23 protein-coding genes are annotated in these 21891 nt (G+C 71.5%); 8 read left to right on the forward strand and 15 right to left on the reverse strand.

Features of this window, described 5'->3' with window-relative positions; all coding sequences use genetic code 11:
• Positions 1 to 105 precede the first annotated feature (105 nt).
• Positions 106 to 1464, reverse strand: coding sequence for a Pup--protein ligase (pafA, locus tag ACWEVN_RS26155; protein WP_013226720.1), 1359 nt, complete (start codon positions 1462 to 1464; stop codon positions 106 to 108).
• Positions 1465 to 1665: 201 nt separating this feature from the next.
• Here pafA and ACWEVN_RS26160 point away from each other — a divergent pair, with 201 nt between their 5' ends.
• Positions 1666 to 3090 (forward strand): phosphatase PAP2 family protein, encoded by a 1425-nt coding sequence (locus ACWEVN_RS26160; RefSeq protein ID WP_449681797.1) that lies wholly within the window; start codon positions 1666 to 1668, stop codon positions 3088 to 3090.
• A gap of 101 nt (positions 3091 to 3191) precedes the next feature.
• Positions 3192 to 4391: an alpha/beta hydrolase gene (locus ACWEVN_RS26165; protein WP_452053051.1), complete on the forward strand. Its 1200-nt coding sequence runs from the start codon at positions 3192 to 3194 to the stop codon at positions 4389 to 4391.
• A 271-nt stretch (positions 4392 to 4662) separates the two neighbouring features.
• Here ACWEVN_RS26165 and prcA read toward each other — a convergent pair whose 3' ends face one another.
• The 4 genes from prcA to dop all read right to left on the reverse strand — a co-directional run bounded on the left by prcA (position 4663) and on the right by dop (position 8252).
• On the reverse strand, positions 4663 to 5445 hold the full coding sequence (gene prcA, locus ACWEVN_RS26170; RefSeq protein WP_449681652.1) for a proteasome subunit alpha: 783 nt from the start codon (positions 5443 to 5445) through the stop codon (positions 4663 to 4665).
• A 54-nt stretch (positions 5446 to 5499) separates the two neighbouring features.
• Positions 5500 to 6354 (reverse strand): proteasome subunit beta, encoded by an 855-nt coding sequence (prcB, locus tag ACWEVN_RS26175; RefSeq protein ID WP_310972942.1) that lies wholly within the window; start codon positions 6352 to 6354, stop codon positions 5500 to 5502.
• 114 nt (positions 6355 to 6468) lie between these two features.
• Positions 6469 to 6663, reverse strand: a complete 195-nt coding sequence (locus tag ACWEVN_RS26180) for a ubiquitin-like protein Pup (protein WP_013226725.1) — start codon at positions 6661 to 6663, stop codon at positions 6469 to 6471.
• 86 nt (positions 6664 to 6749) lie between these two features.
• Positions 6750 to 8252 (reverse strand): depupylase/deamidase Dop, encoded by a 1503-nt coding sequence (gene dop / locus ACWEVN_RS26185; RefSeq protein WP_310972943.1) that lies wholly within the window; start codon positions 8250 to 8252, stop codon positions 6750 to 6752.
• A gap of 41 nt (positions 8253 to 8293) precedes the next feature.
• Between dop and ACWEVN_RS26190 the strand changes: the two genes are divergently transcribed.
• A complete protein-coding gene (locus ACWEVN_RS26190; RefSeq protein WP_452053052.1) occupies positions 8294 to 8812 on the forward strand; it encodes an NUDIX domain-containing protein in 519 nt (172 codons plus the stop codon).
• Here ACWEVN_RS26190 and ACWEVN_RS26195 read toward each other — a convergent pair.
• The 3 genes from ACWEVN_RS26195 to ACWEVN_RS26205 are packed head-to-tail and all read right to left on the reverse strand — an operon-like array spanning position 8803 to position 10734.
• The gene (locus ACWEVN_RS26195; RefSeq protein ID WP_452053053.1) at positions 8803 to 9417 is read right to left on the reverse strand and encodes a hypothetical protein; all 615 of its coding nucleotides are present in this window, start codon (positions 9415 to 9417) and stop codon (positions 8803 to 8805) included. The two genes, ACWEVN_RS26190 and ACWEVN_RS26195, sit on opposite strands and share 10 nt — an antisense overlap.
• Positions 9418 to 9469: 52 nt before the next feature.
• Positions 9470 to 10402, reverse strand: a complete 933-nt coding sequence (locus ACWEVN_RS26200; RefSeq protein WP_452053054.1) for an aldo/keto reductase — start codon at positions 10400 to 10402, stop codon at positions 9470 to 9472.
• Positions 10399 to 10734 (reverse strand): hypothetical protein, encoded by a 336-nt coding sequence (locus ACWEVN_RS26205; protein WP_452053055.1) that lies wholly within the window; start codon positions 10732 to 10734, stop codon positions 10399 to 10401. The genes ACWEVN_RS26200 and ACWEVN_RS26205 overlap by 4 nt, the downstream gene beginning before the upstream one ends.
• 76 nt (positions 10735 to 10810) lie before the next feature.
• Between ACWEVN_RS26205 and ACWEVN_RS26210 the strand changes: the two genes are divergently transcribed.
• Both ACWEVN_RS26210 and ACWEVN_RS26215 read left to right on the forward strand, forming a co-directional pair.
• Positions 10811 to 11149 carry an ArsR/SmtB family transcription factor gene (locus tag ACWEVN_RS26210; RefSeq protein ID WP_452053056.1) on the forward strand — a complete coding sequence of 113 codons (339 nt, stop codon included), beginning with the start codon at positions 10811 to 10813 and terminating at the stop codon, positions 11147 to 11149.
• A gap of 67 nt (positions 11150 to 11216) precedes the next feature.
• Positions 11217 to 12092, forward strand: coding sequence for a TIGR03620 family F420-dependent LLM class oxidoreductase (locus ACWEVN_RS26215; protein ID WP_452053057.1), 876 nt, complete (start codon positions 11217 to 11219; stop codon positions 12090 to 12092).
• On the opposite strand, the gene ACWEVN_RS26220 is transcribed toward ACWEVN_RS26215, so the two are convergent.
• Positions 12081 to 12905: a DUF3626 domain-containing protein gene (locus ACWEVN_RS26220; RefSeq protein ID WP_452053058.1), complete on the reverse strand. Its 825-nt coding sequence runs from the start codon at positions 12903 to 12905 to the stop codon at positions 12081 to 12083. The genes ACWEVN_RS26215 and ACWEVN_RS26220 overlap by 12 nt on opposite strands.
• A 76-nt stretch (positions 12906 to 12981) precedes the next feature.
• Between ACWEVN_RS26220 and ACWEVN_RS26225 the strand changes: the two genes are divergently transcribed.
• On the forward strand, positions 12982 to 13899 hold the full coding sequence (locus tag ACWEVN_RS26225; RefSeq protein ID WP_452053059.1) for a DMT family transporter: 918 nt from the start codon (positions 12982 to 12984) through the stop codon (positions 13897 to 13899).
• A gap of 51 nt (positions 13900 to 13950) precedes the next feature.
• Here ACWEVN_RS26225 and arc read toward each other — a convergent pair whose 3' ends face one another.
• Positions 13951 to 15753 carry a proteasome ATPase gene (gene arc / locus ACWEVN_RS26230; RefSeq protein WP_176169477.1) on the reverse strand — a complete coding sequence of 601 codons (1803 nt, stop codon included), beginning with the start codon at positions 15751 to 15753 and terminating at the stop codon, positions 13951 to 13953.
• A 367-nt stretch (positions 15754 to 16120) separates the two neighbouring features.
• Here arc and ACWEVN_RS26235 point away from each other — a divergent pair, with 367 nt between their 5' ends.
• The gene (locus ACWEVN_RS26235; RefSeq protein ID WP_452053060.1) at positions 16121 to 17068 is read left to right on the forward strand and encodes a hypothetical protein; all 948 of its coding nucleotides are present in this window, start codon (positions 16121 to 16123) and stop codon (positions 17066 to 17068) included.
• Between the two features lie 13 nt (positions 17069 to 17081).
• Positions 17082 to 17531, forward strand: a complete 450-nt coding sequence (locus tag ACWEVN_RS26240; protein ID WP_452053061.1) for a hypothetical protein — start codon at positions 17082 to 17084, stop codon at positions 17529 to 17531.
• Here ACWEVN_RS26240 and ACWEVN_RS26245 read toward each other — a convergent pair.
• From ACWEVN_RS26245 to ACWEVN_RS26265, 5 genes are all read right to left on the reverse strand, one after another.
• On the reverse strand, positions 17528 to 18313 hold the full coding sequence (locus ACWEVN_RS26245; protein WP_449681663.1) for a pentapeptide repeat-containing protein: 786 nt from the start codon (positions 18311 to 18313) through the stop codon (positions 17528 to 17530). The two genes, ACWEVN_RS26240 and ACWEVN_RS26245, sit on opposite strands and share 4 nt — an antisense overlap.
• A 4-nt stretch (positions 18314 to 18317) precedes the next feature.
• Positions 18318 to 19148 (reverse strand): tRNA (adenine-N1)-methyltransferase, encoded by an 831-nt coding sequence (locus tag ACWEVN_RS26250; RefSeq protein ID WP_452053062.1) that lies wholly within the window; start codon positions 19146 to 19148, stop codon positions 18318 to 18320.
• 62 nt (positions 19149 to 19210) lie between these two features.
• Positions 19211 to 20362, reverse strand: coding sequence for a site-2 protease family protein (locus tag ACWEVN_RS26255; protein WP_449681664.1), 1152 nt, complete (start codon positions 20360 to 20362; stop codon positions 19211 to 19213).
• A 216-nt stretch (positions 20363 to 20578) separates the two neighbouring features.
• A complete protein-coding gene (locus ACWEVN_RS26260; RefSeq protein WP_452053063.1) occupies positions 20579 to 21421 on the reverse strand; it encodes a transposase family protein in 843 nt (280 codons plus the stop codon).
• A gap of 126 nt (positions 21422 to 21547) precedes the next feature.
• Positions 21548 to 21883, reverse strand: a complete 336-nt coding sequence (locus ACWEVN_RS26265) for a DUF3140 domain-containing protein (protein WP_449681479.1) — start codon at positions 21881 to 21883, stop codon at positions 21548 to 21550.
• Positions 21884 to 21891: the final 8 nt, after the last annotated feature.

The following is a 21891-nucleotide window of genomic DNA, read 5'->3' on the forward strand; positions in this document are numbered from 1 at the left end:
TTTTCTTTTTTGGAGTTATTTGTTGAGATGTGAGTTGTTTATTAGGTCGCGTACAGCGCAGCCCACCACACCCCCCCCCCCCCCCCGGCCGCGGCAGAGGGGGAACTAGAGCGAGCTGATCAGGCGTTCCACCCGCTCGTCGACCGAGCGGAACGGGTCCTTGCACAGGACCGTGCGCTGGGCCTGGTCGTTGAGCTTCAGGTGCACCCAGTCGACGGTGAAGTCGCGGCCCGCGGCCTGGGCGGCGGCGATGAAGTCGCCGCGCAGCTTGGCCCGGGTCGTCTGGGGCGGGGTGTCCTTGGCGGCCTCGATCTCGCCGTCGTCGGTGACCCGGCGGACCAGGCCCTTGCGCTGGAGCAGGTCGAAGATGCCCCGGCCCCGGCGGATGTCGTGGTAGGCCAGGTCGAGCTGGGCGATGCGCGGGCTGGACAGGTCCAGGTCGTGCTTGTGCCGGTAGCGCTCGACCAGCCGGTGCTTGATCGCCCAGTCGATCTCGGTGTCGATCTTGCCGAAGTCCTGCTGCTCGACTGCTTCGAGGGCCCGGCCCCACAGCTCGACGACGCGCTCGTTCGCCGCGGTCGTGCCGTTGTCCTTGATGTGCTGGACCGCGCGGGCGTGGTACTCGCGCTGGATGTCCAGCGCCGAGGCCTCGCGCCCGCCGGCCAGCCGCACCTGGCGGCGGCCGGTGAGGTCGTGGCTGATCTCGCGGATCGCCCGGATCGGGTTGTCCAGGGTGAAGTCGCGGAACTGGACGCCGGCCTCGATCATCTCGAGCACCAGGTTCGCCGAGCCGACCTTGAGCATGGTCGTCGGCTCGGCCATGTTCGAGTCGCCCACGATGACGTGCAGCCGCCGGTAGCGCTCGGCGTCGGCGTGCGGCTCGTCGCGGGTGTTGATGATCGGCCGCGAGCGGGTGGTGGCGCTGGAGACGCCCTCCCAGATGTGCTCGGCCCGCTGGGAGAGGCAGTAGACCGCGCCGCGCGGGGTCTGCAGCACCTTGCCGGCCCCGCAGATGAGCTGGCGGGTCACCAGGAACGGGAGCAGCACGTCCGCGATCCGGGAGAACTCGCCCGCGCGCGTCACCAGGTAGTTCTCGTGACAGCCGTAGGAGTTGCCCGCGGAGTCGGTGTTGTTCTTGAACAGGAAGATGTCGCCGCCGATGCCCTCGTCGGCGAGCCGCCGCTCGGCGTCGACCAGCAGGTCCTCGAGGATCCGCTCCCCGGCCTTGTCGTGCGTGACCAGCTGCACGAGGTCGTCGCACTCGGCCGTCGCGTACTCGGGGTGCGAGCCGACGTCCAGGTAGAGCCGGGAGCCGTTCGACAGGAAGACGTTCGATGAGCGTCCCCAGGACACGACCCGCCGGAAGAGGTAACGCGCCACCTCGTCGGGCGAGAGCCTGCGCTGTCCGTGGAAGGTGCACGTGACCCCGAACTCGGTCTCGATGCCAAAGATCCGCCGCTGCATTCCACCAGAGTAGGCGCTGGACCCCCTCCCACGGTGCGCCGTTCGGGCGTCGACACGCCCCCAGTAGGCCACAGACGGTGAATTCACCCGGAATACGGCACGATTGGAGCACGGCTCTTGACGTCATGCGGAAGGCGGACTCCCTTGTCACACCAGCTCATCCGGGCCTTCCGGCAGGTCGGCCGGACCGACCGCGCCCTGATGCGCCGCACTGCCTCGCTGCCCGCCTCGAAGGCCGACGACGCGCTGAGGACGCTGTCGAGGTCGGCGAACAAGTCGCGCCTGTGGTGGGGCGTCGCGGCCCTGCTGGCCGCCCGTCCGGGCGAGACCCGCCGGGCCGCCCTGCGCGGGGTCGTCGCGATCGCCGGGGCCAGCGCGGCCGCGAACCTCATCGGCAAGCCGGTGTTCCCCCGCCGCCGCCCGGCCGAGGAAGAGACGCCGATGCACCGCCGCCTGCGGAAACGTCCCACGTCGTCGTCGTTCCCGTCCGGGCACTCCGCCTCCGCGGCGGCCTTCGCCACGGCGGTGGCGATGGAGTCGCCGCGGGCCGGGCTGGCCGTCGCCCCGCTGGCGCTGGCCGTCGCCTACTCGCGGGTCCACACCGGCGTGCACTGGCCCTCGGACGTCGGCGTCGGCCTGGGCATCGGCGTCGGCGTCGGCCTGGCCACCCGGCACTGGTGGCCGCTGCACGACGACGTCCCGGGCCGCACGGCCCACGACGCGGACGCCCCCGAGATGGTCGACGGCGAGGACATGCTCGCGGTGGTCAACCCGAACTCCGGCGTCGCCGGCCAGGACCCGACCGAGGACGTCAAGTTCGCCTGGCCGAAGGCCACGGTGCTCTACCCGGACCCGAAGCAGGACCTGCGCACCCAGCTCGAAGCCGAGATCGACGCCCGCGGCACGATCCGCGCGCTCGGCGTCGCGGGCGGCGACGGCACGGTCGCCGCGGTGGCCTCCGTGGCCGCCGAGCGCGACCTGCCGCTCGCCCTGGTCCCGGCGGGCACGCTCAACCACTTCGCCCGCGACGTCGGCGTCAGCTCGATGCCCGACGCCGACGCGGCGACCGAGGTCGGCAACGCCGTCCGCGTCGACCTGGGCGAAGTCGAGATCGACGGCGCCGGCGAGCCGGCCCACCGCTGGTTCGTCAACACCGCCAGCCTCGGCGGCTACCCCGAGATGGTCCGGCTGCGCGAGAAGCTGCAGGAAAAGCACCCGAAGTGGCCCTCGGCGGCGATCGCGCTGGCCCGGACGCTGCGGCACGCCAAGCCGCTGACCGTCCGGCTCAACGGCAAGAAGACGCAGGTCTGGCTGCTGTTCGTCGGCAACGGCACGTACGCGCCGAAGGGGTTCGCCCCGAGCCGGCGGCCGGCGCTGGACACCGGCCTGCTCGACATCCGCTACCTGCGTGCCGACCTGCCCTACTCCCGCGCCCGGTTCCTGCTGGCGATGATCACCCGCAGCCTCGCCGCCAGCCACGTCTACCAGGAACTCGACCTGCCGGAACTGGACGTCGAGCTCCTCGACGGCAACCGCCGCGTCGCCACCGACGGCGAGGTCGGCCCGCTCGGCAACCGGTTCCGCTTCCGGTCCCGGCCCAGCGCCCTGACGCTCTACCGGCCCTAAAGGTTGCTTTACCGTCTCTCAACGTACCCACAGCGACCGCTCGCTAGCTTCGCGACCGAGCCGCGGGCCCTCCGGCCCGCGGCCGGACGAGCGGGGAGTCGATGGACGGCCACGGCCTGGCGAGCGTCATCCACCGGGCGGCGAGCGACCCGGTGCTGCCGGGCGACGTCACCGCCCGCGCCCGCGACCTGGGCCCGCTCGAGTCCCCGCTGATCTGGCTCGGCTTCGCTTCGGCGGCGGTGGCGGTGCTTGCTGTCGTGGTCGCGCTCTGGTACCGCCGCCGCGTCCGGCGCTGGGGCTTCACGGCGTTCGGCGTGCTGCTGCTGGTGGCGGCGGTGACGGCGCTGAACAGCTACGTGGGGTATGTCCGGACCTCCGACGACCTGGCGCGGCTCCTGCAGCGAGGTCCCGGGGTCGTCAACTTCGCCGGGCGGCTCCTCGACGACGGGAGTGAGGCTCCGTCTGCTTCTTCCTCCGCTCCGCGGCCCGCTGCGGGTGCAGCGGTCGCGGGTCAGCGGATCGACGTCGTGAACCTTCCGGATCCGGCACACGGGGTGCCTTCGGGGAGCAACTACGTCATCCTGCCGCCCGGGTACGACAGTGATCCGGCCCGGCGGTATCCGGTCGTGTATCTCATCCACGGGTATCCGTTCGGGGGTCCTCGGGACTGGCTCACCTCCGGGGACGCGCCGGGGACGCTGCAGGCGTTGGAGAAGGCCAATGTCATCGCGCCGATGATCGTGGTCAGTGTCGACATGACCGCCGGGAATCCGAGTACCGACTGGGAGTGCCTGAACGTTCCCGGTGGGCCTCAGCTGGAGACCTACCTGGCCGGGACGGTGGTTCCGGCGATCGACCAGCGGTACCGGACGTTGGCTGACCGGAGCCATCGGGCGCTGGGTGGGATGTCCGGTGGCGGGTTCGGGGCGTTGAACATCGGGCTGCACCACGTCGACGAATTCGCGACGCTGGTGATCGCCCTGCCCTATGACGACCTGAACGACTCCGTGGGGATCCTCGACGGGAACCGGGCGGCGATCGCGGCCAACACGCCTCGGCGGTATCTGCCTACCATGCGGTTTTCGGCGCCGATCTCGGTGATGCTTGCGGTGGGGACCGGAGCGCCCACGGATGTTGCGACGGCTCGGCGGATCGCCGATGCGCTGCATGCACGGGGGCAGGAGGCTGTGGTTCATGCCGAGCGGGGGTTCAACCACACCTGGCATACCGCTCGGGCGACCTTGCCGTATTTGCTGGCTTTTGCCGATGAGGGGTTTCGGACTTCTCCTGCTGCGTCTTGAGGTGAGCTCCGCGAGATGAGCCCGCGTGGGTGGTTCCCGCCGGCCCGAACGCTTGATTGTTCAACGGCTGCGTATCGGGTCGGCAGGGGGGTGTGGCCGGGGCGGTTCCGCGTGCTCGGCGAGCTTGCTCTGCCGAGCCGCCGAAACGGGCCAGTCTCGGCGTGCTTCGGCCCTTCGGGCCGTTGGCAAGGGCCGCGGCGCCGTTCCCGGCCGTGTTGCGACGCAAAAGCGGGGCGCGGCCCATCGGCCCCGCCCCGCTTTGCTCGGGAAACTACTCGCCTTCGGGCTTGCTCTCCGGCTCCTCGCCCTGGGGATCCGGGACCGGCAGTAGCGTGTCCAGTGCTGCTCCCGTCAAGCGGCGGAACATGCGCCTCGGGCGGTCGCGGTCCAAAACCGCCACCTCCAGCTTGATCGGGTCCGCCTCGCCGTTGCCGTTCGCCGATGCGTTCGCCGACGACGACGATGACGATCCCGTGGTCGGCTGGTTCGGCGTCCTCAAGGCCGCCACCGCCACGCCCAGGGCCGCCTGGAGGTCCAGGCCGTCCTCGAACGTCTCCTTCAGCTTGGCCGAGATCTTGTCCGTCTGGCCGCCCATCACCACGTACTGCGGCTCGTCGAAGATCGAACCGTCGTACGTCAGGCGGTACAGCTGGTCCTCCGCCGAACTCGCTCCCACCTCCGCCACGCAGATCTCCACCTCGAACGGCTTCAGCTGCTCGGTGAAGATGCTGCCCAGCGTCGCCGCGTAGGCGTTCGCCAGCGCTCGGGCGCTCACGTCACGCCTGTCGTACTGGTAGCCCTTCAGGTCCGCGTGACGGATGCCCGCCACGCGGAGGTTCTCGAACTCGCTGTAGCGCCCGACCGCCGCGAAACCGATGCGGTCGTAGATCTCGGAGACCTTGTGCAGCGTCGCCGACGGGTTCTCCGCCACGAACAGGACGCCGCCCGAGTACTTCAGGACCACCACGCTCCGGCCGCGCGCGATGCCCTTGCGCGCCAGCTCGGAACGCTCCCGCATCAGCTGCTCGGGAGAGGCATACAACGGCATCGTCACGGTGTGCGCTCCAGGTCTTTCGGTGTTTCAACGTTCACTGGTTCAGGCCCCGGTTCAGGACAGCCGGCGCTGCTGGCGCTCGATCCGCCCCGCCACCACGGCTTCGGCCACCGCCGCCGTCTCCGACTCCGACAGCTGGACCGCGCCGTGCTCGGCGGTGATCGTCACGACGCTCGGGAAAATCCTGCGCACCAGGTCCGGGCCGCCCGATGCCGTGTCGTCGTCCGCCGCGTCGTACAGGGCCTCCACCGCGACGCGGACCGCGCCCTCGGCGTCGGCGTCCGGGTCGTGCAGCTTCTTCAACGCCGATTTCGCGAACAGCGAACCCGAGCCGATGCCCGCGTAACCGCCGTTCTCCTCGTACCGCCCGCCCGCGGCGTCGTACGACACGATCCGGCCCGCGTGCTTGGCGTCCTCGGCCTCCAGGTCGTAGCCCACGAACAGCGGGATCGCCGCCAGCCCGGCCATCGCCATCTCGAGGTTCGCCTTGACCATCCCGGCCAGCTTGTTCGTCTTGCCGTCCAGCGACAGCGAAACGCCCTCGATCTTCTCGTAGTGCGCCAGCTCGACCGCGTACAACCGCACCATCTCCACGGCCAGCCCCGCCGTGCCCGCGATGCCGACCGCCGAATACTCGTCGGTGACGTGCACCTTCTCGATGTCGCGGCTCGCGATCAGGTTGCCCGACGTCGCCCGCCGGTCACCCGCGATCAGCACCCCGCCGGCGAAGGTGCACGCGACGATCGTCGTCCCGTGCGGCACGCCCAGCTCGGCCGCGCCCGGCGTCACCCGCCGCTCGGGCAGCAGCTCCGGCGCCTGCACGCGCAGGAAGTCCGAAAACGACGACGTCGCCGAGGAGAAGTACGGCGCAGGCAGCGCGGGACCCGAGATGCCCCTGGTGTTGTCCATACGTGCTCAAAAATCCCATCTGTGCGGGCCGGAGCCCCGCGCGGGCGCGGACGCCGCGCGGAGCCCCGGCCGCCGGCTGAACGGTCGGCAAGGGCGCAGTGCCCTCGACAGCGGCTATTCGCCGCCCTTCTGCACGTAGGCCCGGACGAAGTCCTCGGCGTTCTCCTCGAGCACGTCGTCGATCTCGTCGAGGATCGTGTCGACGTCCTCGCCGAGCTTCTCGCGCCGCTCCTGACCCGCCGCGCCGGTGTCGTCGAACTCCTCGTCGGAGTCACCACCGCCGTGCTTTTCGATCTTTTCCTGGGCCATCTCGCCTCCCGGTGTGGCTGATGTTTCCTAGCCTACCCAGCGGCCCCGACATTCGGGGTCACGCCGCGATCGCTGGTGCGTCCCGCCTAGTCCGAACCGGTGAGCGCCTCCACGAGCTCCTCCGCCGTCGCCGCGTTGTCCAGCAGCTTGCCGACGTGCGCCTTCGTCCCCCGCAGCGGCTCCAGGGTCGGGATCCGCACCAGCGACTCCTTGCCCACGTCGAAGATGACCGAATCCCACGAAGCCGCCGCGATCGACGTCGCGTACTTCTCCAGCGCCCGGCCGCGGAAGTAGGCGCGGGTGTCCGACGGCGGCGTCGTCACCGCGGCCAGCACCTCCTCCTCGGTGACCAGGCGCTTCATCGACCCGCGGGTGACGAGCCGGTTGTACAGGCCCTTCGCCAGCCGCACGTCCGAATACTGCAGGTCGACCAGCCGCAGCCGGGGCGCGCCCCAGGCCAGCTGGTCACGCTGCCGGTAGCCTTCGAGCAGCCGCAGCTTGGCCGGCCAGTCCAGCCGGTCCGCGCACTCCTGCGGGTCGCGGGCCAGCGCGTCCAGGATCTCGCCCCAGACCCGCAGGACCTCCTTCGACGCCTGGTCGGCGCCGGTGCGCTCGAGGTTCTGCGACGCGATCTCGTGGTAGGCGAACTGCAGGTCCAGCCCGGTGTACTTCTTGCCGTTCGCCAGCGCGACCTGCGTCTTCAACGTCGGGTCGTGGCTGATCTGGTGGACGGCCTTGACCGGTTCGTCCAGCTTCAGGTCGTCGAACCGGATGCCGGACTCGATCAGGTCCAGCACCAGCGCCGTCGTGCCGACCTTCAGGTACGTCGAGTACTCCGACATGTTCGCGTCGCCGATGATGACGTGCAGCCGCCGGTACTTGTCCGCGTCCGCGTGCGGCTCGTCGCGGGTGTTGATGATCCCGCGCTTGAGCGTGGTCTCCAGGCCGACCTCGACCTCGATGTAGTCCGCACGCTGGGAGAGCTGGAACCCGGCCTCTTCGCTCTGCTGGCCGATCCCGAGCCGGCCCGAGCCGGTGACGACCTGCCGCGAGACGAAGAACGGGGTCAGCCCGGCGATCACCGCGGTGAACGGCGTCGACCGCGCCATCAGGTAGTTTTCGTGCGTGCCGTAGCTCGCGCCCTTGCCGTCGACGTTGTTCTTGTACAGCTGCAGCTGTGGCTGGCCCGGCACGGAAGCGGCCTTCATCGCCGCCTCCTCCATCACCCGCTCGCCCGCCTTGTCCCAGATGACCGCGTCACGCGCGTTCGTCACCTCGGGCGCCGAGTACTCCGGGTGCGCGTGGTCGACGTACAGCCGTGCCCCGTTGGTCAGGATGACGTTCGCCGCGCCCAGGTCCTCGACGTCCGGGTCGTGCCCCGGGCCGCCCGGGCCGGTCAGGTCGAACCCGCGCGCGTCCCGCAGCGGGCTCTCCACCTCGTAGTCCCACCGCGCCCGGCGGGCACGCGGGATGTCGGCCGCCGCCGCGTACGCCAGCACGACCTGGGTGGAGGTGAGTACCGGATTCGCCGTCGCGTCGCCCGGCACGGAGATGCCGTACTCGACTTCGGTTCCCATGATCCGCCGCATGTCCCCACCCTACGGGGTCGTCCTAGTGGAACGATGCACCCATGCCAGGCAGTGACGAACTCGTTGCCCTCTATGACCAGGCCGGAGCCGTGGTCGGCCGGACGACCCGCGCCGCCGTCCGCGCCGGCGCGCTGTGGCACGCCGCAGGCGTCGTCCTGGTCCGTTCGGGTGACGGAACCGCGGTTTACGTGCACCTGCGCACGCCCGGTAAGGACGTGTTCCCCTCCACCTGGGACTGCTGGGCCGGTGGAGTGGTGGCCGCGGGCGAGACCCCGGCCGAATGCGCCCGCCGCGAACTCGCCGAAGAACTCGGCGTCCGGGGCGTGGAACCGGTGCCCCTGTTCACCAAGGTGTACGACGACGGCCGAATGCGCTGCCACAACTTCGCCTTCGAAGTCCGCTGGGACGGCCCGATCCGCCACCAGGCCGAAGAGATCGTCGAAGGCCGCTGGATCACCCTGGACGAGCTGCGGGCCTGGATCGAGGACCCGGCCCCGGAGCTGCCCTTCATCCCCGACGGCCGCGAAGGCGTCCAGGAATGGTTCCGCCGCTACGGCTGAGCGGTCAGCTTCGCCGTCATCGCCGGCAGCAGGCGCTTCGCCGCGTCCACCGCCCGGGCCTCCGTGCTCGCCGAGACGGTCAGCCCGGACACTAGCCTGCCCTTCGCCAGCAACACCGTGCAGGTCTTGCCCTCGCACCACGCCCGCTGGACCTCGACCCCGGACTGGGCGGGCACGGTGACCTCACGCCCCGCGCACTCGGCGCCCGCCACGGCCCGGGCCGCCGCCGGCTCCGGATACGCGGCCACGCGGTGGCTCAGCACCGAGCCGCTGGGGTAGCGCCAAGACGCCGTCCGGCTGGTCGCCGACACCGCCGCCGTCAGGCACCCCGAAGCTTCCCCGGACCCCGGCTGCACCCCTTCTTCCGCGACGTCGGCGTCGGTCAGCAGCGCCTCCTCCGCGAGCGGGCCGAGGTCGGGGGCCGGCGGTTTCACCGGCGCGGCCTGCGCCTGGCTCACCCGCGCCTCCGCGGGGGCCGGGGCCGGCGCCGACGTGGTCACCGGATCGTCGTAGTACGTCTCGAGGTTGTCCGGATCGGGCCCTTCGCAGCCCGTGAGGCCGACCAACGCGACCGCGGCCAACGCGATCGCCTGCCGATGACGCACCTGATCCGGCCTCCCAACGTGCTCTTGTGCCTGCGAAGGGTAGTGCAGCGGCTCACCGCCACGCCAAGGAGGACCGGTGTCGCCAGTACTGCTCCGGATTCTCCGCCAGCCCCGCGAGGACGGCCTCCTCCTCCGTGCTCAGCGAAAGCGTGGCGCCCCGCAGGTTCGCCGCCAGCTGCGCCGGGCTCGCCGGGCCGAGGACCGCCCGGTCCGCCCAGTCGTTGGCCAGCACCGCGGCCACCGCGACCGCGTCCGGCCCGATTCCGTGCGCGGCCGCGAGCTCGCGGACCGCGGCCGGCGCTTCGACCGCCAGCCTGCCGTTGGCCAGGGTTTCCTTGACCAGCACCCGCTTCCCGGCCGCGTGCGCCGCGGCCAGGGCCGGCCCCGCGGACGGTTCCAGGACGTTCCACGTCGACTGCACCGCCGAGAACACCGGGCGCCCGGCCACTTCCAGCGCGAACGCCCGCTCGATCGCGGCCGCCTGGGCCGGCCCGGACGTCGAGAACCCGACCGCGACCCCGTTCGCGGACAGCTCCGCGAGCGCTTCCAGCAACGGCTCGTCGGTGAACAGCGGACTGTCCACAGTGAGCGAATGCACCTGGTAGAGCCCGACCCGATCCCCCAGCAGCGCCAGGGTTTCCGCCCACTGCGCCGCGAACCGCGCCGCCGAATGCTCCTTCATTTCGTGCACGTCGGCGTCGATGCGCCACTCGCCCACGTAGGCGTAGCCCCACTTGCTGGAAACCTCGATCCCCGGGTGCCCGCGCTCGGCGAGCCAGCCGGCCAGGAACTCCTCGGAGCGCCCGTAGGAGCGGGCGACGTCGACGTGCCGGATACCCGCGGCGTAGGCGTCGTCGAGCACCGCGTACGTCGCCGCGCGCATCGAAGCTACGTCCCGCGCCGCCGGCAGCGCCCCTTCGCTGCCCAGGTTGATGTAAGCGGGGCGACCCAGCGCCGCCAGCCCCAGGGCCATGCGCGTCCTCATGCGGTCTGCTTGTGCCGCAGGATGGCCAGCCACTGCCCCGCGGTCTGCGCTTGGCGGTGCAGCTTCTCGAGGCGTGCGGCGGGGGCCCGGACGTAGCCCTTGCCGAACACCGGCGCGATCTGGCGGAGGCTGGCGCCGCCTTCGCGGGCCGCGAGCAGCAGCCAGTCCGAGGCGTCGGCGCAGGCCGCGGACGCGCGGCGCAGCTCGCCGAGCATGTCGATGAGGTCCTGGGCGCTCACCTCCCCCGCTTCGACGGCGGCGGCCGTCGTCTCCAGCCAGGCCAGGACGTCGGATTCGGTGATGGGTGCGCGAGGCCGGGATTCTTCGATCACGCCCGCGAGTATAGGTCGTTATACGCGCGGCGCCGGGGAGTACACGCCGGGGGCGGTTATGCTGATCTCGAGGCCCATGACTGCGCATATCGAACCCGAAGCCGACGTCGAGCAGCTGCTCGACGTGTTCAAGGCGCTCGCGAACCCGGTGCGGTTGCAGGTGCTGCGGTGGTTGCGGGAGCCGGTGCGCCACTTTCCGGTGGAGCGGGCCATTGCCGATCCGGTCGAGGTGGGCGTGTGCGTGACGCACATCCAGGAGAAGACCGGGCTCGCGCAGTCGACCGTCTCGGCGTACATGGCCGAGCTGCAGCGCGCCGGGCTGGTGCGAGCGACGCGTGTCGGCAAGTGGACGCACTACAAGCGGGATGAAGCCCGGATCGCCGAGCTCGTCGCCACCCTCGGTCACCTCCTCTGACCTGCCCCTCCCCCGCTTCGCCGGCCTGCCCGTTGCTTCATATCGAAAATCTGCGATACTTCGATTTATGGGTACGATCGAGAACATGCGGCTCGGCCGCTACGGGATCTGGACGTTCGACTTCGAGGACCAGCCGGCCGGCCTGATCCGGGATTCGGTGCGGGAACTGGAAGAACTCGGCTGGCCGGCGCTCTGGATCCCGGAAAGCCAGGGCCGGGAGGCCCTCACGCACGCCGGGTTCCTCCTCGCCGCCACCGAACGCCTCACCGTCGTCAACGGCATCGCGCAGATCTGGTCCCGCGAGGCGCAGTGGACCCGCGGCGCGGCCCTGCTGCTGGCCGACGCCTACCCCGACCGCCACCTGCTGGGCCTGGGTTTCGGGGCCGGAAAGCCCGGCACGAAGCCGCTTCGGGCGATGAACGACTACCTCGACACGCTGGACATCGACCCGAAGGTCAACCCCGCCCCGCGCGCGCCGATGCGCCGGATCCTCGCCGCGTACGGCCCGAAGATGCTGGAGCTGGCCCGCGACCGGTCGGCGGGCGCGCACACCTACCACGTCACCCCGGAGCACACGGCCCAGGCGCGCGGAATCCTCGGCGCGGCCCCCTTCCTCGGCGTCGAGCACGCGGTGCTGTTCGAGACGGACGCGGCCAAGGCGCGCGAGATCGCCCGCGAGCACCTGCACCCGTACCTCACGACGCCGTACAACATCGCGAAGTTCCTCCGGCTGGGGTACACCGAGGAAGACATCGACGGCGGCAGCGACCGGCTCGTCGACGACCTGGTGGTCTGGGGCGACCTCGAGACCATCACCGCGAAGCTGCGCCAGCACCTCGACGCGGGCGCCGACCACGTCGGCGTCCAGGTCATCGGCGTCGAACCGGGCACTTCGGCCATGCCGCACTGGCGGCGGCTGACCGAGGCGCTGCTACCCGCGTAGCCCGAACCGCACGGTGCAGTGCCACACCCGCTTGAGCACCTGGGGATCGTGCCGGCCGGCGCGGACGGCGTCGCCGATGACGCGGGCGTCCAGCCACCCGTCTTCGGCGATGTCTTCGCCGGCCCGCACGACGTCCGCGCCGCGGTAGTCCGCGTGCTCGGCGAGCGTCGTCACGGCGAGCCGGAACCCGTGGTGCCAGCGGGTCGGGACGCCGAACTCCGCCGCCGCGGCTTCGACGTCGGTGCCGCGGAACGACGGGTCGAGCACCAGGGCCGCGACGTCGTCCGGCAGCCGGAGCGGGCCGTGGACGTGGGCTTCGACGTAGTCGTCGAGTTCGTCGGGGGTGTCCGCTTCGACGAGCGGGAGCAGCGGGAAGCGGGCACGGGTGCCGAAGTGCGCCGGCTCGTGGAAGCTGTCCGGGTAGCAGAACGTCGTGCGCGCCAGCACTTCCCGCCGGAGCCGGAAGTGCGCCGACCCGAACCGCACCGAACCGCCCGCCGGACGGCGGCGGTGGTCGAGCGAGCCGTACTTCGGGCGCTCCGACGGCGGCAGCTCGTCGTAGACACCGCCGAACATCCGGTGCTCCCAGCGCCACCGGGCCCCGCCGGGGTGCGCGGTCAGGCCGCCGTTGCCCGTCCCCGTCTCGAACTGCGAGCGGTAGACCCCGTCGGTCAGCCAGTGCCGCAGCAGCGGCACCGCCCCCACCAGCCGGTCCGGGTGGAAGTGGATCGTGACGTCGAGCCCCTCCGGCAGCGGCGGCCCGCCGGCGCGGGCTTCCACGTACTCGACCGCTGCCTGCCATCCGTGCGCCATGGTATAGGACGTTATACACAATGCGGCGTCGGAAAACCACTGGCTTCGCGGTGGGTCCGGCGGTTTGACTGCGGTCATGCGACGGGCGGAGTTCGGGGTCACGGTGCGGTTCGCGCTGCTGGCGATCGTGTGGGGTGCGAGTTTCCTGTTCATCAAGGTGGGGCTCGGCGGGCTCTCCCCCGGTCAGGTGGCGCTCGCCCGGGTCGCGCTGGGTGCGCTGGCGCTGGGCGGGATCCTGCTGGTGCGCCGGCGGCCGCTTCCGCGTGATCCCGTGCTGTGGGGGCACCTCGCGGCCGTGTCGGTGTTGCTGTGCGTGGTGCCGTTCCTGCTGTTCTCGTGGGCGGAGCAGTACATTTCGTCCGGTTTGGCCAGTATCTTCAACGCGACGACGCCGCTGATCACGATGCTGCTGGCGGCCGCGGCGCTGCCCGAGGAGCGGTTCACGCCGCCGCGGGTGCTCGGCTTGCTGCTCGGGTTCCTGGGGGTGCTGACCATCGTCGGCGTGTGGCACGGCATCGACGTGTCCCACCAGCTGACCGCCCAGCTCGCCTGCCTCGGCGCAACGACGTGCTACGGCGCGTGTTTCGTGTACCTGCGCCGGTTCGTCTCACCGCGTGGGACGGACCCGGTGGTCGTCGCGTTCGGGCAGACGGCGTCGGCGACGGTGATCCTGGGCCTGCTGACCCCGGCGATCGCGGCGACGCCGGTGCACCTGAGCCTGCCGGTGGTGGCGAGCATGATCGCGCTCGGCGTGTTCGGCACCGGCATCGCCTACGCCTGGAACACCCGGATCATCGCGGCCTGGGGCGCGGCCAACGCCTCCGCGGTGACGTACCTGACGCCGGTCGTGGGCGTGCTGCTCGGGGTGCTCGTGCTGGGTGAGCCGGTGAGCCGGAACCAGCCGGCCGGGGCCCTGCTGGTGGTGCTGGGGATCCTGGCCGCCCACGGACGGCTGCGCCTGCGCAGGAGCGAGCCCGAACTGGTCCGCCGTTAGACACGCCGATGGGCGGCTGCCGCGGCAGCCGCCCATCGCGCGTTCGGAACCCTACAGGTACTGACCGGTGTTCGTGGCGGTGTCGATCGCCCGCCCCGAGTCCTGGTTCTTGCCGGTGACGAGCGTGCGGATGTAGACGATCCGCTCGCCCTTCTTGCCGGAGATCCGGGCCCAGTCGTCCGGGTTGGTGGTGTTCGGGAGGTCCTCGTTCTCCGCGAACTCGTCGACGATCGCGTCGAGCAGGTGCTGCACGCGCAGACCCGGCTGCTTGGTCTCCAGCACCGACTTGATCGCCGACTTCTTCGCCCGGTCCACGATGTTCTGGATCATCGCGCCCGAGTTGAAGTCGCGGAAGTACAGGACTTCCTTGTCCCCGTTGGCGTAGGTCACCTCGAGGAACCGGTTCTCGTCGCTCTCCTCGTACATCCGCTCGACCGTGTGCTGGATCATCGCGTCGAACGTCGCCTTGGCGTCGCCGCCGAACTCGGCGAGGTCGTCCGCGTGGATCGGCAGGCCTTCGGCCAGGTACTTGGAGAAGATGTCCTTCGCGCCTTCGGCGTCCGGACGCTCGATCTTGATCTTGACGTCGAGCCGGCCCGGCCGCAGGATCGCCGGGTCGATCATGTCCTCGCGGTTGGAGGCGCCGATGACGATGACGTTCTCCAGGCCTTCGACACCGTCGATCTCCGACAGCAGCTGCGGCACGATCGTGGTCTCCACGTCGGACGACACGCCCGATCCACGGGTCCGGAAGATCGAGTCCATCTCGTCGAAGAACACGATCACCGGGGTGCCCTCGGAGGCCTTCTCCCGCGCCCGCTGGAAGATCAGGCGGATGTGCCGCTCGGTCTCCCCGACGAACTTGTTGAGCAGCTCGGGACCCTTGATGTTCAGGAAGTAGGACTTCCCGTCCGCCGCGTCGCCGCGGGCCTCGGCCACCTTCTTGGCCAGCGAGTTCGCCACCGCCTTGGCGATGAGCGTCTTGCCGCAGCCCGGCGGGCCGTAGAGCAGGACGCCCTTGGGCGGCCGCAGCTGGTACTCCTGGTACAGGTCGGCGTGCAGGAACGGCAGCTCGACCGCGTCCCTGATCTGCTCGATCTGCCGGGTGAGGCCACCGATGTCCTCGTAGCGGACGTCGGGCACCTCCTCCAGCACCAGGTCCTCGACCTCCGCCTTCGGCACGCGCTCGTACGCGTAGCCGGCCTTGGAGTCGACCAGCAGCGAGTCGCCCGGCTTGAGCGGCTGCTCGGCCAGCAGGTCGGAGAGCAGGACCACCCGCTCTTCGTCCGCGTGCCCGACCACCAGGGCGCGGGGGCTGCCGCCCTCGACGTCCGGGGCGAGCACCTCACGCAGCGCGCACACCTCGCCGGTGCGTTCGAATCCGCCGCCTTCGACCACGGTGAGCGCCTCGTTGAGCCGCAGCGCCTGGCCGCGGCGCAGGGACGAGATCTCGACCGCGGGCGAAACCGACACCCGCATCTTCCGGCCGGCCGTGAAGACGTCCACCGTGTTGTCCTCGTAGGCCTCGACGAAGACGCCGTACCCGGACGGTGGCTGGGCCAGCCTGTCGACCTCTTCACGGAGAGCGAGGAGCTGTCCTCGCGCTTCGCGCAGGGTTTCGACCAGTTTGGTGTTGCGTTCGGTGAGCTGGCTCACCCTTTCCGAGGCCTCGGCGAGCCGCTGTTCGAGAACCCGGTTCTGCCGTGGCGAGTCCGTCAGTTTGCGGCGCAGCAGCGCCACTTCTTCCTCGAGAAAACGGATCTGCCGAGCCTGCTCGTCCGCCGTCGTCCCAGCTCCGGATGTTGCTGAAGGGTCGGCCTCCTCGCGCCGACCTCCGGGAAGGTCATGATGCATCGGGCACCTCCTCGGAGTGCTTTTCATTCCACGGTACCGGCGATCACCGACAAGAAAAGGCCTTTCCGGATCACAAGATCGGCGCGTCGCGGTTTGCCGGCCCCCTCCAGCACGGACATTCCCGCAGCGCAAGCGGCCATTTCGGTGCCGTGGCGCCGGTGTGTCGCGGGTCCCTCCGGGCCGGGACGAAGCAAGCAGGCTCGAAGTACCCCGCCTGTGACGCCGCCAACCCTCCCCCGGGATCCGGGCAATTCCGGCCAGTTCCGCCCTAACCGCGCGGCGGCCCGGCCCGGTGGCTAGCATCGGGCGACGCTGTACCGGCCCGGACGGCCGGGCGCCACCGGAGGAACGCTAGGGGGCACCACTCATGACCTACCCGCCGCAGCAACCGGGCGGCTACGGCCAGCAGCCCGGCGGCCATGGGCAGCAGCCCGGGCCGTACGGCCAGCCCCAGCAGGGCGGATACCCCCAGAGCGGCCCCCAGCCCCAGCCCGGTTACGGCGGGACCCAGCAGTTCGGCCAGCCCGGCCCGTACGACGGCACGCAGCAATACGGGCAGCCCGGCGGGTACGACGGCGGCCAGCAGTACGGCCAGGGCGGGTACGACAGCACGCAGCAGTACGGCCAGGGCGGGTACGGGCAGGGCGGTTACCAGCCCCAGACGGGCCCTCAGCCCCAGCAGGGCCACCCCCAGTACGGCCAGCAGGACCAGTGGGGCCAGCCGCCCCAGTCCTTCGGCGGCTACGACTCCTACGGCGGCTTCGGCGAAGCGCCCCCGCCCCCGAAGAAGAAGACCGGCCTGATCGTCGGCATCGCGGTGGCCGCGGTGGTGCTCGTCGGCGGCGGCGTGACCGCGGTGGTCCTGCTGAACCGCGACGACGAGCAGACCGCCGCACCGCCCGCGAGCAGCAGCTCGGCGGCGCCGACCGCGCCTTCGACGGCGCCGAAGGCGTCCACCCCGAAGCCCAAGAGCACGTCGCCGACCGCCCCGACGTCGAAGAGCAAGCCCGCCGGCGGCCCCGCCCCCGGCGGCAAGGCCAGCGCCCAGGAGCTGTTCGACTCGACCATCTCGGCCTACAACGCCAGCGACGAGGACGCGCTCGGCGACACCATCTGCCGCAGCGTCTACGAGGGCACCACGGGCGACATCCCGAAGGTCACGGTGAAGCTGACCGGCACGCCGGAGGAGACCGGCGACAAGGCGACCGTCCGCTACTCCGCCACCGACGGCAGCAAGACCAAGGTCGGCACGATGTCCGCGCAGAAGGAATCCGGGCTCTGGTGCCTGTCCAACGTCCGGGCGGACGGCTCGTGAGCACCCGGCGGCGGTGAACCGCCCGCTCGCCGCCGGGCTGGTCCTGCTCGGCGTGGCCGGCGCGGGCGTGGTGCTGGGGCTGCTGCTGGTCGCCCCGGCCGGCTCCCCGCCCCCGCCCTCGGCGACGCCGTCACCCCCGGCCCGCCCGACGCAGGCCCCGGCCCCGGACGAGGCCGACACGGCGGCGGTGGCCGTGCTGGCCCAAGCGATCGTCGACGCGATCGCCCGCCACGACTCGGCGGCGTTCGGCAAGCTCACCTGCCGCCCGCAGACCGCGGAGGCCCTGGCCGGCCTCCAGCGGATGTGGGACGCGGCCGGTCCGGTCACGGTGAAGCTGCTGGCACCCCCGGAGCTGCGCGGCGAGTCGGCGACGGCGAAGGTGCACGTCGAAGCGTCGGGCGGGATCAAGGACACGCCCTTCCCGCTGCACAAGGAGAACGGCCGCTGGTGCGTGCCCGGCTAGCCGGGCGGGGTGAACCCCTCGGGCCAGCGCGTGGCCGCGTCCGTGCGAACGCCGGTCAGGTCCGTGCCCTCCAGGACCGCCGCGGTCAGGTCCGCCCCGCGCAGGTCCGCGCCCCGCAGGAGCGCACCCGACAGCGTCGCGCCGGTCAGGTTCGCGTTCCGCAGCATCGCGCCCTCGAGGTTCGACCCCGCGAAACACACCCGCGGGATCGCCAGGCCGGTCAGATCGGCGCCCCGGAGATCGACGCGTTCCAGCTCGGACGGCGCGTCCGGTTCGATCATCCCGCCACGGCCCAGTGCCGCGATCGCGGCCGCCACGTCGTTGGCCGCGCCGCCTTCACGACGCGGCGTCGGTTCGCCCCGCCACGGTGCCCGGGTGCCGACGAACGAGGTGAGCAGCGCGTGGACGTGCCCGCGGTACCGGGGATCGAGCTCCGCCAGCTGTTCCAGCGCGTAGACGGCGCCCTGCCGGGTCGGCTCCTGCTCCGCACCGAGCTGGTCGATCGCCTTGGTGAACAGGTCGATCGACCGGCTCTCGCGGTTGAGCAGCAGCTGCCGGGACGTCAGGACGGCGCCCAGCCCGACCCCGGCCAGCGCCAGGAGCCCGCCCAGCGCCTGCAGCAGCGTGGCGCGGACGTCGTTCACGGCCTTCAGCCGGTCCGCCGCGCCGAGCCCGGGTGCGTGGCCGACCAGCCACGACGGCGCGAAGCCCACGCACAGCACGACCAGGACGGCGACGACCACCGCGGCGACCGCGAAGCCGGCCTTCCGGCGCGGCGGCACTCCCTCAGCCCTTGCCCTTGGACGGCCGGCGGGACACCCGCGGGGACACGGTCCCGTCCGCCAGCCGGCGCGCGGTGAGCAGGAACGCCGTGTGCGCCACCATCCGGTGGTCCGGGCGGACCGCCAGGCCCACCACGTGCCACGGGCGCATCAGCGTCTCCCACGACTCGGGCTCGGTCCAGCACTGCTGCTCGCGCAGCGATTCCGTGACGCGCGACAGCTGCGTCACCGTCGCCACGTAGACCGTCAGCACGCCGCCCGGCACCAGGTGGGCGGCCACGTTCGGCAGCTGGTCCCACGGCGCCAGCATGTCCAGCACGACCCGGTCGACCTCGCCCTCGTGCGAGGCCAGGTCGGCCACCGTGAGCGACCAGTTGGCCGGCTTCTCGCCGAAGAACTTCACCACGTTGCGCTCGGCGTGTTCGGCGTGGTCGTCGCGGATCTCGTAGGAGTGCACGTGACCGGCCGGGCCGACCGCGCGCAGCAGCGAGCACGTCAGCGCGCCGGACCCGGCGCCCGCCTCGAGCACGCGCGCGCCGGGGAAGATGTCGCCCCACATCACGATCTGCGCCGCGTCCTTCGGGTAGATCACCTGCGCGCCGCGGGGCATCGAGAGGACGTAGTCCGGCAGCAGCGGGCGCAGCGCGAGGTAGGTCGACCCGCCCGCGGACGTCACCACCGAGCCTTCGGGGCGGCCGATCAGGTCGTCGTGGGCCAGGGCGCCGCGGTGGGTGTGGTATTCACCACCGGTGGCCAGCGTCAGGGTGTAGTGCCGCCCCTTCGAGTCGGTCAACTGCACCCGATCACCCGCGCGAAACGGTCCGCTGACCGACAACACTTCCTCCTGTAACCCGTTTGGCCGACGCCAGATCTTCGCAGGCCGCGCGGGCGCCGGGCTCAGCGGGTACGGCGGTTGAGAGCGGCCCGCAGGTCGTCCCGGCGCAGCACGCCCGCCGGGCGGCCCTCGTCGTCGACGACGAGGAACTGCCACGCCGCCGTTTCGCGGACCCGCTCGACGACGTCCTCCCCCGGCTCCGACGCCAGCAGCACCGTCTCGGCCCGGATCGGCTCGGCCGCGAACTCGGCCGGGGCGTGCGGGGTGGCGCTCGCGAGCCGCTCCGCCTCGCCGACGTCCAGGAGGCCGGCCGCCACGCCGTCGGCGCGGACCAGGACCACGCCCCGGCCGGCCGAGGCGGCCAGCGCGTCCGAAACCGGGCTCTCGGCGGGCAGCTGCAGCACCGGCCGGACCAGCTCGCCGAGGACCAGACCCTCCGGCCAGCTGCGGCGCGCTTCGGCGGCCAGCTCCGAGCGCGCGCCGAGGATCACGAACCACGCCGTCACGACGCAGACGCCCAGCCGCAGCCAGCGGTCCGGGCTCGCGGTCGCCAGGCCCCACAGGGCCCAGACCAGCAGCCCGGCGGCCACGACCGCGCCGCCGGCGACCGCGGCGCGGGTGCCCTTGGCGCGGATCCCGGTGGCCGCCCAGACCCCGGCGCGGACCAGCCGGCCGCCGTCCAGCGGCAGCCCGGGCAGCAGGTTGAACACGCCGACGGCGAGGTTGGCCACCGCGCATTCGGCGACCAGGAGCCAGACCGCGCCGTCCGGCGGGACGGCGAACATCAGCAGGCCGCAGAAGCCGCCGAGCAGCAGCGACACCGCGGGCCCGGCCGCGGCGACCAGGCCTTCGTCGCCGGGCCGCTTGGGCGTGCGGGCCACCTCGGACAGGCCGCCGAGCAGGAACAGGCGCAGCCGCCGCACCGGGATCCCCAGCCGCAGCGCGACCAGGCAGTGCCCGAGTTCGTGGGCGAGCACGGACAGGCCCAGCAGCAGCGCGAAGGCCCCGGCGAGCAGCCACGACGTCGTGGTCGAGGCCTCCGGGAGCAGCCGCCCGACCAGCGGCGCGTACAGCACGACGACGATCAGCGAGCCGACCCACCAGGAGGGTGCGAGCAGCACCGGCACCCCGGCGACCCGGAACAGCACGAGGCCACCGTCCGAGAGGACGGCCTGCCGGGTGCCCCCGGTGCCCTGGTCACTGGTCGCGGCCATGCGGAGAGCCTAGAGCCCCGGGTGTGGGTACCGGGTGATCCGGCCCCCACCGGTGTCGCGTGGCGACCTGCGCCCCAATGTGGCGTTGGGTGCGTCAGATGCACCGAACGCCACATTGGGTGCGCTCAACGCACCGAACGCCACATTCGGTGCGCTCAACGCACCGAACGCCACATCGGGTGCGCTCAACGCACCCAACGCCACATTGGGGTTTTCTCAGTAGCGGCCCTGGTGCTCGAACTGGGTGAGTACCAGGGCGGCTTGCGCGACCGCGCCGATGCGGTGGGGGCAGAGGCTGATGTGGTGCAGGGCTCGCCAGCGGGTCTTGAGAACGGCCATGGCGCGTTCGCCGAGGGCCCGGGCCCGGGACTGAAGTAGGTTGTAGACCCGCTGACGGGCGTTGAGAGGTGGTTGACCGGCGGCTTTCTTGAACGGGGTCAGGATGCCGATGCCGGCTGAGTGGTAGGCCTTGTCGGCCAGGGTGGGCAGGCCCTCGGCTGCGGCGGCGGTCAGCGCGCCAAGGATGTCCAGGTCGCGGGCGGCGGAGAGGTCGTTGCGGGAACCGGGCAGCTGCGCAGAGATCCAGAGCGGGAATCCGTCGGCGCTGGCCAGAAACTGGATACTCCCACCGAAGGCCCGGTGTTTGCCGGAGTACCACAGATGCACCGTGGTCCCGCGGTTGGTGCCTTTGGTTTTGATCGTGGTCGCCGCGACCCGGTCAGAGGGGATGAGGGAGCCGTCGAGGATCACGTGGGTGTCGCCGGCGGCCCGGCGCTGGGTGAGGACCTGTTGCAGGTCCGGGGCCTGGGCGGCGAGGGCGGTGATGGCTTCGTGCAGGTAGCGGTAGGCGGTGGCGGGGCTGATGTGGTGGTCGGCGGCCAGCCGGTGGATCGGGGTGGCGTCGCGGAACCAGCGCAGCGTCAGGACCGCGTGCCGGTAGGGGGTCAGTGCCCGCCGGCCTCGGCGGGTGCCGCGGGCCCGGCGGGTGGACCGCAGGACACTCGCGACGTAGAGGGTCAGCTCGCGTGCCACGTCAAGCGTGGCACCATAGGAAATCACGTGGGGCCTCTGGAGTCTCGGACTTGGTCTTCGCAAACTCAGTCCTACCAGCGGCCCCACGCCTCATCTCACGGCAACACGCACCCCACCCAGCCCTACTGAGAAAACCTCATTGGGGCGCTTTGGTCAGGCGGGTTTGAGCGGGTCGTGGCCGAGCGACATCAGGCGGTGGCGCCAGTGGGCCTCGCCCGCGGTCGGCTCCAGGTCGTCGCGGCGCTGCGCGTGCACCCGGTCGACGACCCGGCGCATCACGTCGGCGTCGTGGGCGTCCACGTCGGACTTGCGCTTGCGCAGGATGGCCAGCACCTCGTTGCCCGTCGGCGGGCCTGCCTCGTCGGGGAGCGGTTCGGTCTCCGGGCCCGCGTCGCGGGTGCGCAGCCAGTCCTCCAGCTCGCGCGAGGTCATGTTCACCACCCGGTGGAACTCCGCCCACAGGTCGTCGTCGACTGCCGGATTGTCCATCTTCGGCG

This window comes from Amycolatopsis sp. NPDC003861 (genome assembly GCF_053605405.1).

Bases quoted from the DNA above. Each gene is read 5' to 3' on its own strand.
- pafA (WP_013226720.1), bottom strand. From the start codon at position 1,464: ATGCAGCGGCGGATCTTTGGCATCGAGACCGAGTTCGGGGTCACGTGC.
- ACWEVN_RS26160 (WP_449681797.1), top strand. From the start codon at position 1,666: ATGCGCCGCACTGCCTCGCTGCCCGCCTCGAAGGCCGACGACGCGCTG.
- ACWEVN_RS26165 (WP_452053051.1), top strand. From the start codon at position 3,192: ATGGACGGCCACGGCCTGGCGAGCGTCATCCACCGGGCGGCGAGCGAC.
- prcB (WP_310972942.1), bottom strand. From the start codon at position 6,354: ATGGACAACACCAGGGGCATCTCGGGTCCCGCGCTGCCTGCGCCGTAC.
- ACWEVN_RS26180 (WP_013226725.1), bottom strand. From the start codon at position 6,663: ATGGCCCAGGAAAAGATCGAAAAGCACGGCGGTGGTGACTCCGACGAG.
- dop (WP_310972943.1), bottom strand. From the start codon at position 8,252: ATGCGGCGGATCATGGGAACCGAAGTCGAGTACGGCATCTCCGTGCCG.
- ACWEVN_RS26190 (WP_452053052.1), top strand. From the start codon at position 8,294: ATGCCAGGCAGTGACGAACTCGTTGCCCTCTATGACCAGGCCGGAGCC.
- ACWEVN_RS26200 (WP_452053054.1), bottom strand. From the start codon at position 10,402: ATGAGGACGCGCATGGCCCTGGGGCTGGCGGCGCTGGGTCGCCCCGCT.
- ACWEVN_RS26210 (WP_452053056.1), top strand. From the start codon at position 10,811: ATGACTGCGCATATCGAACCCGAAGCCGACGTCGAGCAGCTGCTCGAC.
- ACWEVN_RS26215 (WP_452053057.1), top strand. From the start codon at position 11,217: ATGGGTACGATCGAGAACATGCGGCTCGGCCGCTACGGGATCTGGACG.
- ACWEVN_RS26220 (WP_452053058.1), bottom strand. From the start codon at position 12,905: ATGGCGCACGGATGGCAGGCAGCGGTCGAGTACGTGGAAGCCCGCGCC.
- ACWEVN_RS26225 (WP_452053059.1), top strand. From the start codon at position 12,982: ATGCGACGGGCGGAGTTCGGGGTCACGGTGCGGTTCGCGCTGCTGGCG.
- arc (WP_176169477.1), bottom strand. From the start codon at position 15,753: ATGCATCATGACCTTCCCGGAGGTCGGCGCGAGGAGGCCGACCCTTCA.
- ACWEVN_RS26235 (WP_452053060.1), top strand. From the start codon at position 16,121: ATGACCTACCCGCCGCAGCAACCGGGCGGCTACGGCCAGCAGCCCGGC.
- ACWEVN_RS26255 (WP_449681664.1), bottom strand. From the start codon at position 20,362: ATGGCCGCGACCAGTGACCAGGGCACCGGGGGCACCCGGCAGGCCGTC.
- ACWEVN_RS26265 (WP_449681479.1), bottom strand. From the start codon at position 21,883: ATGGACAATCCGGCAGTCGACGACGACCTGTGGGCGGAGTTCCACCGG.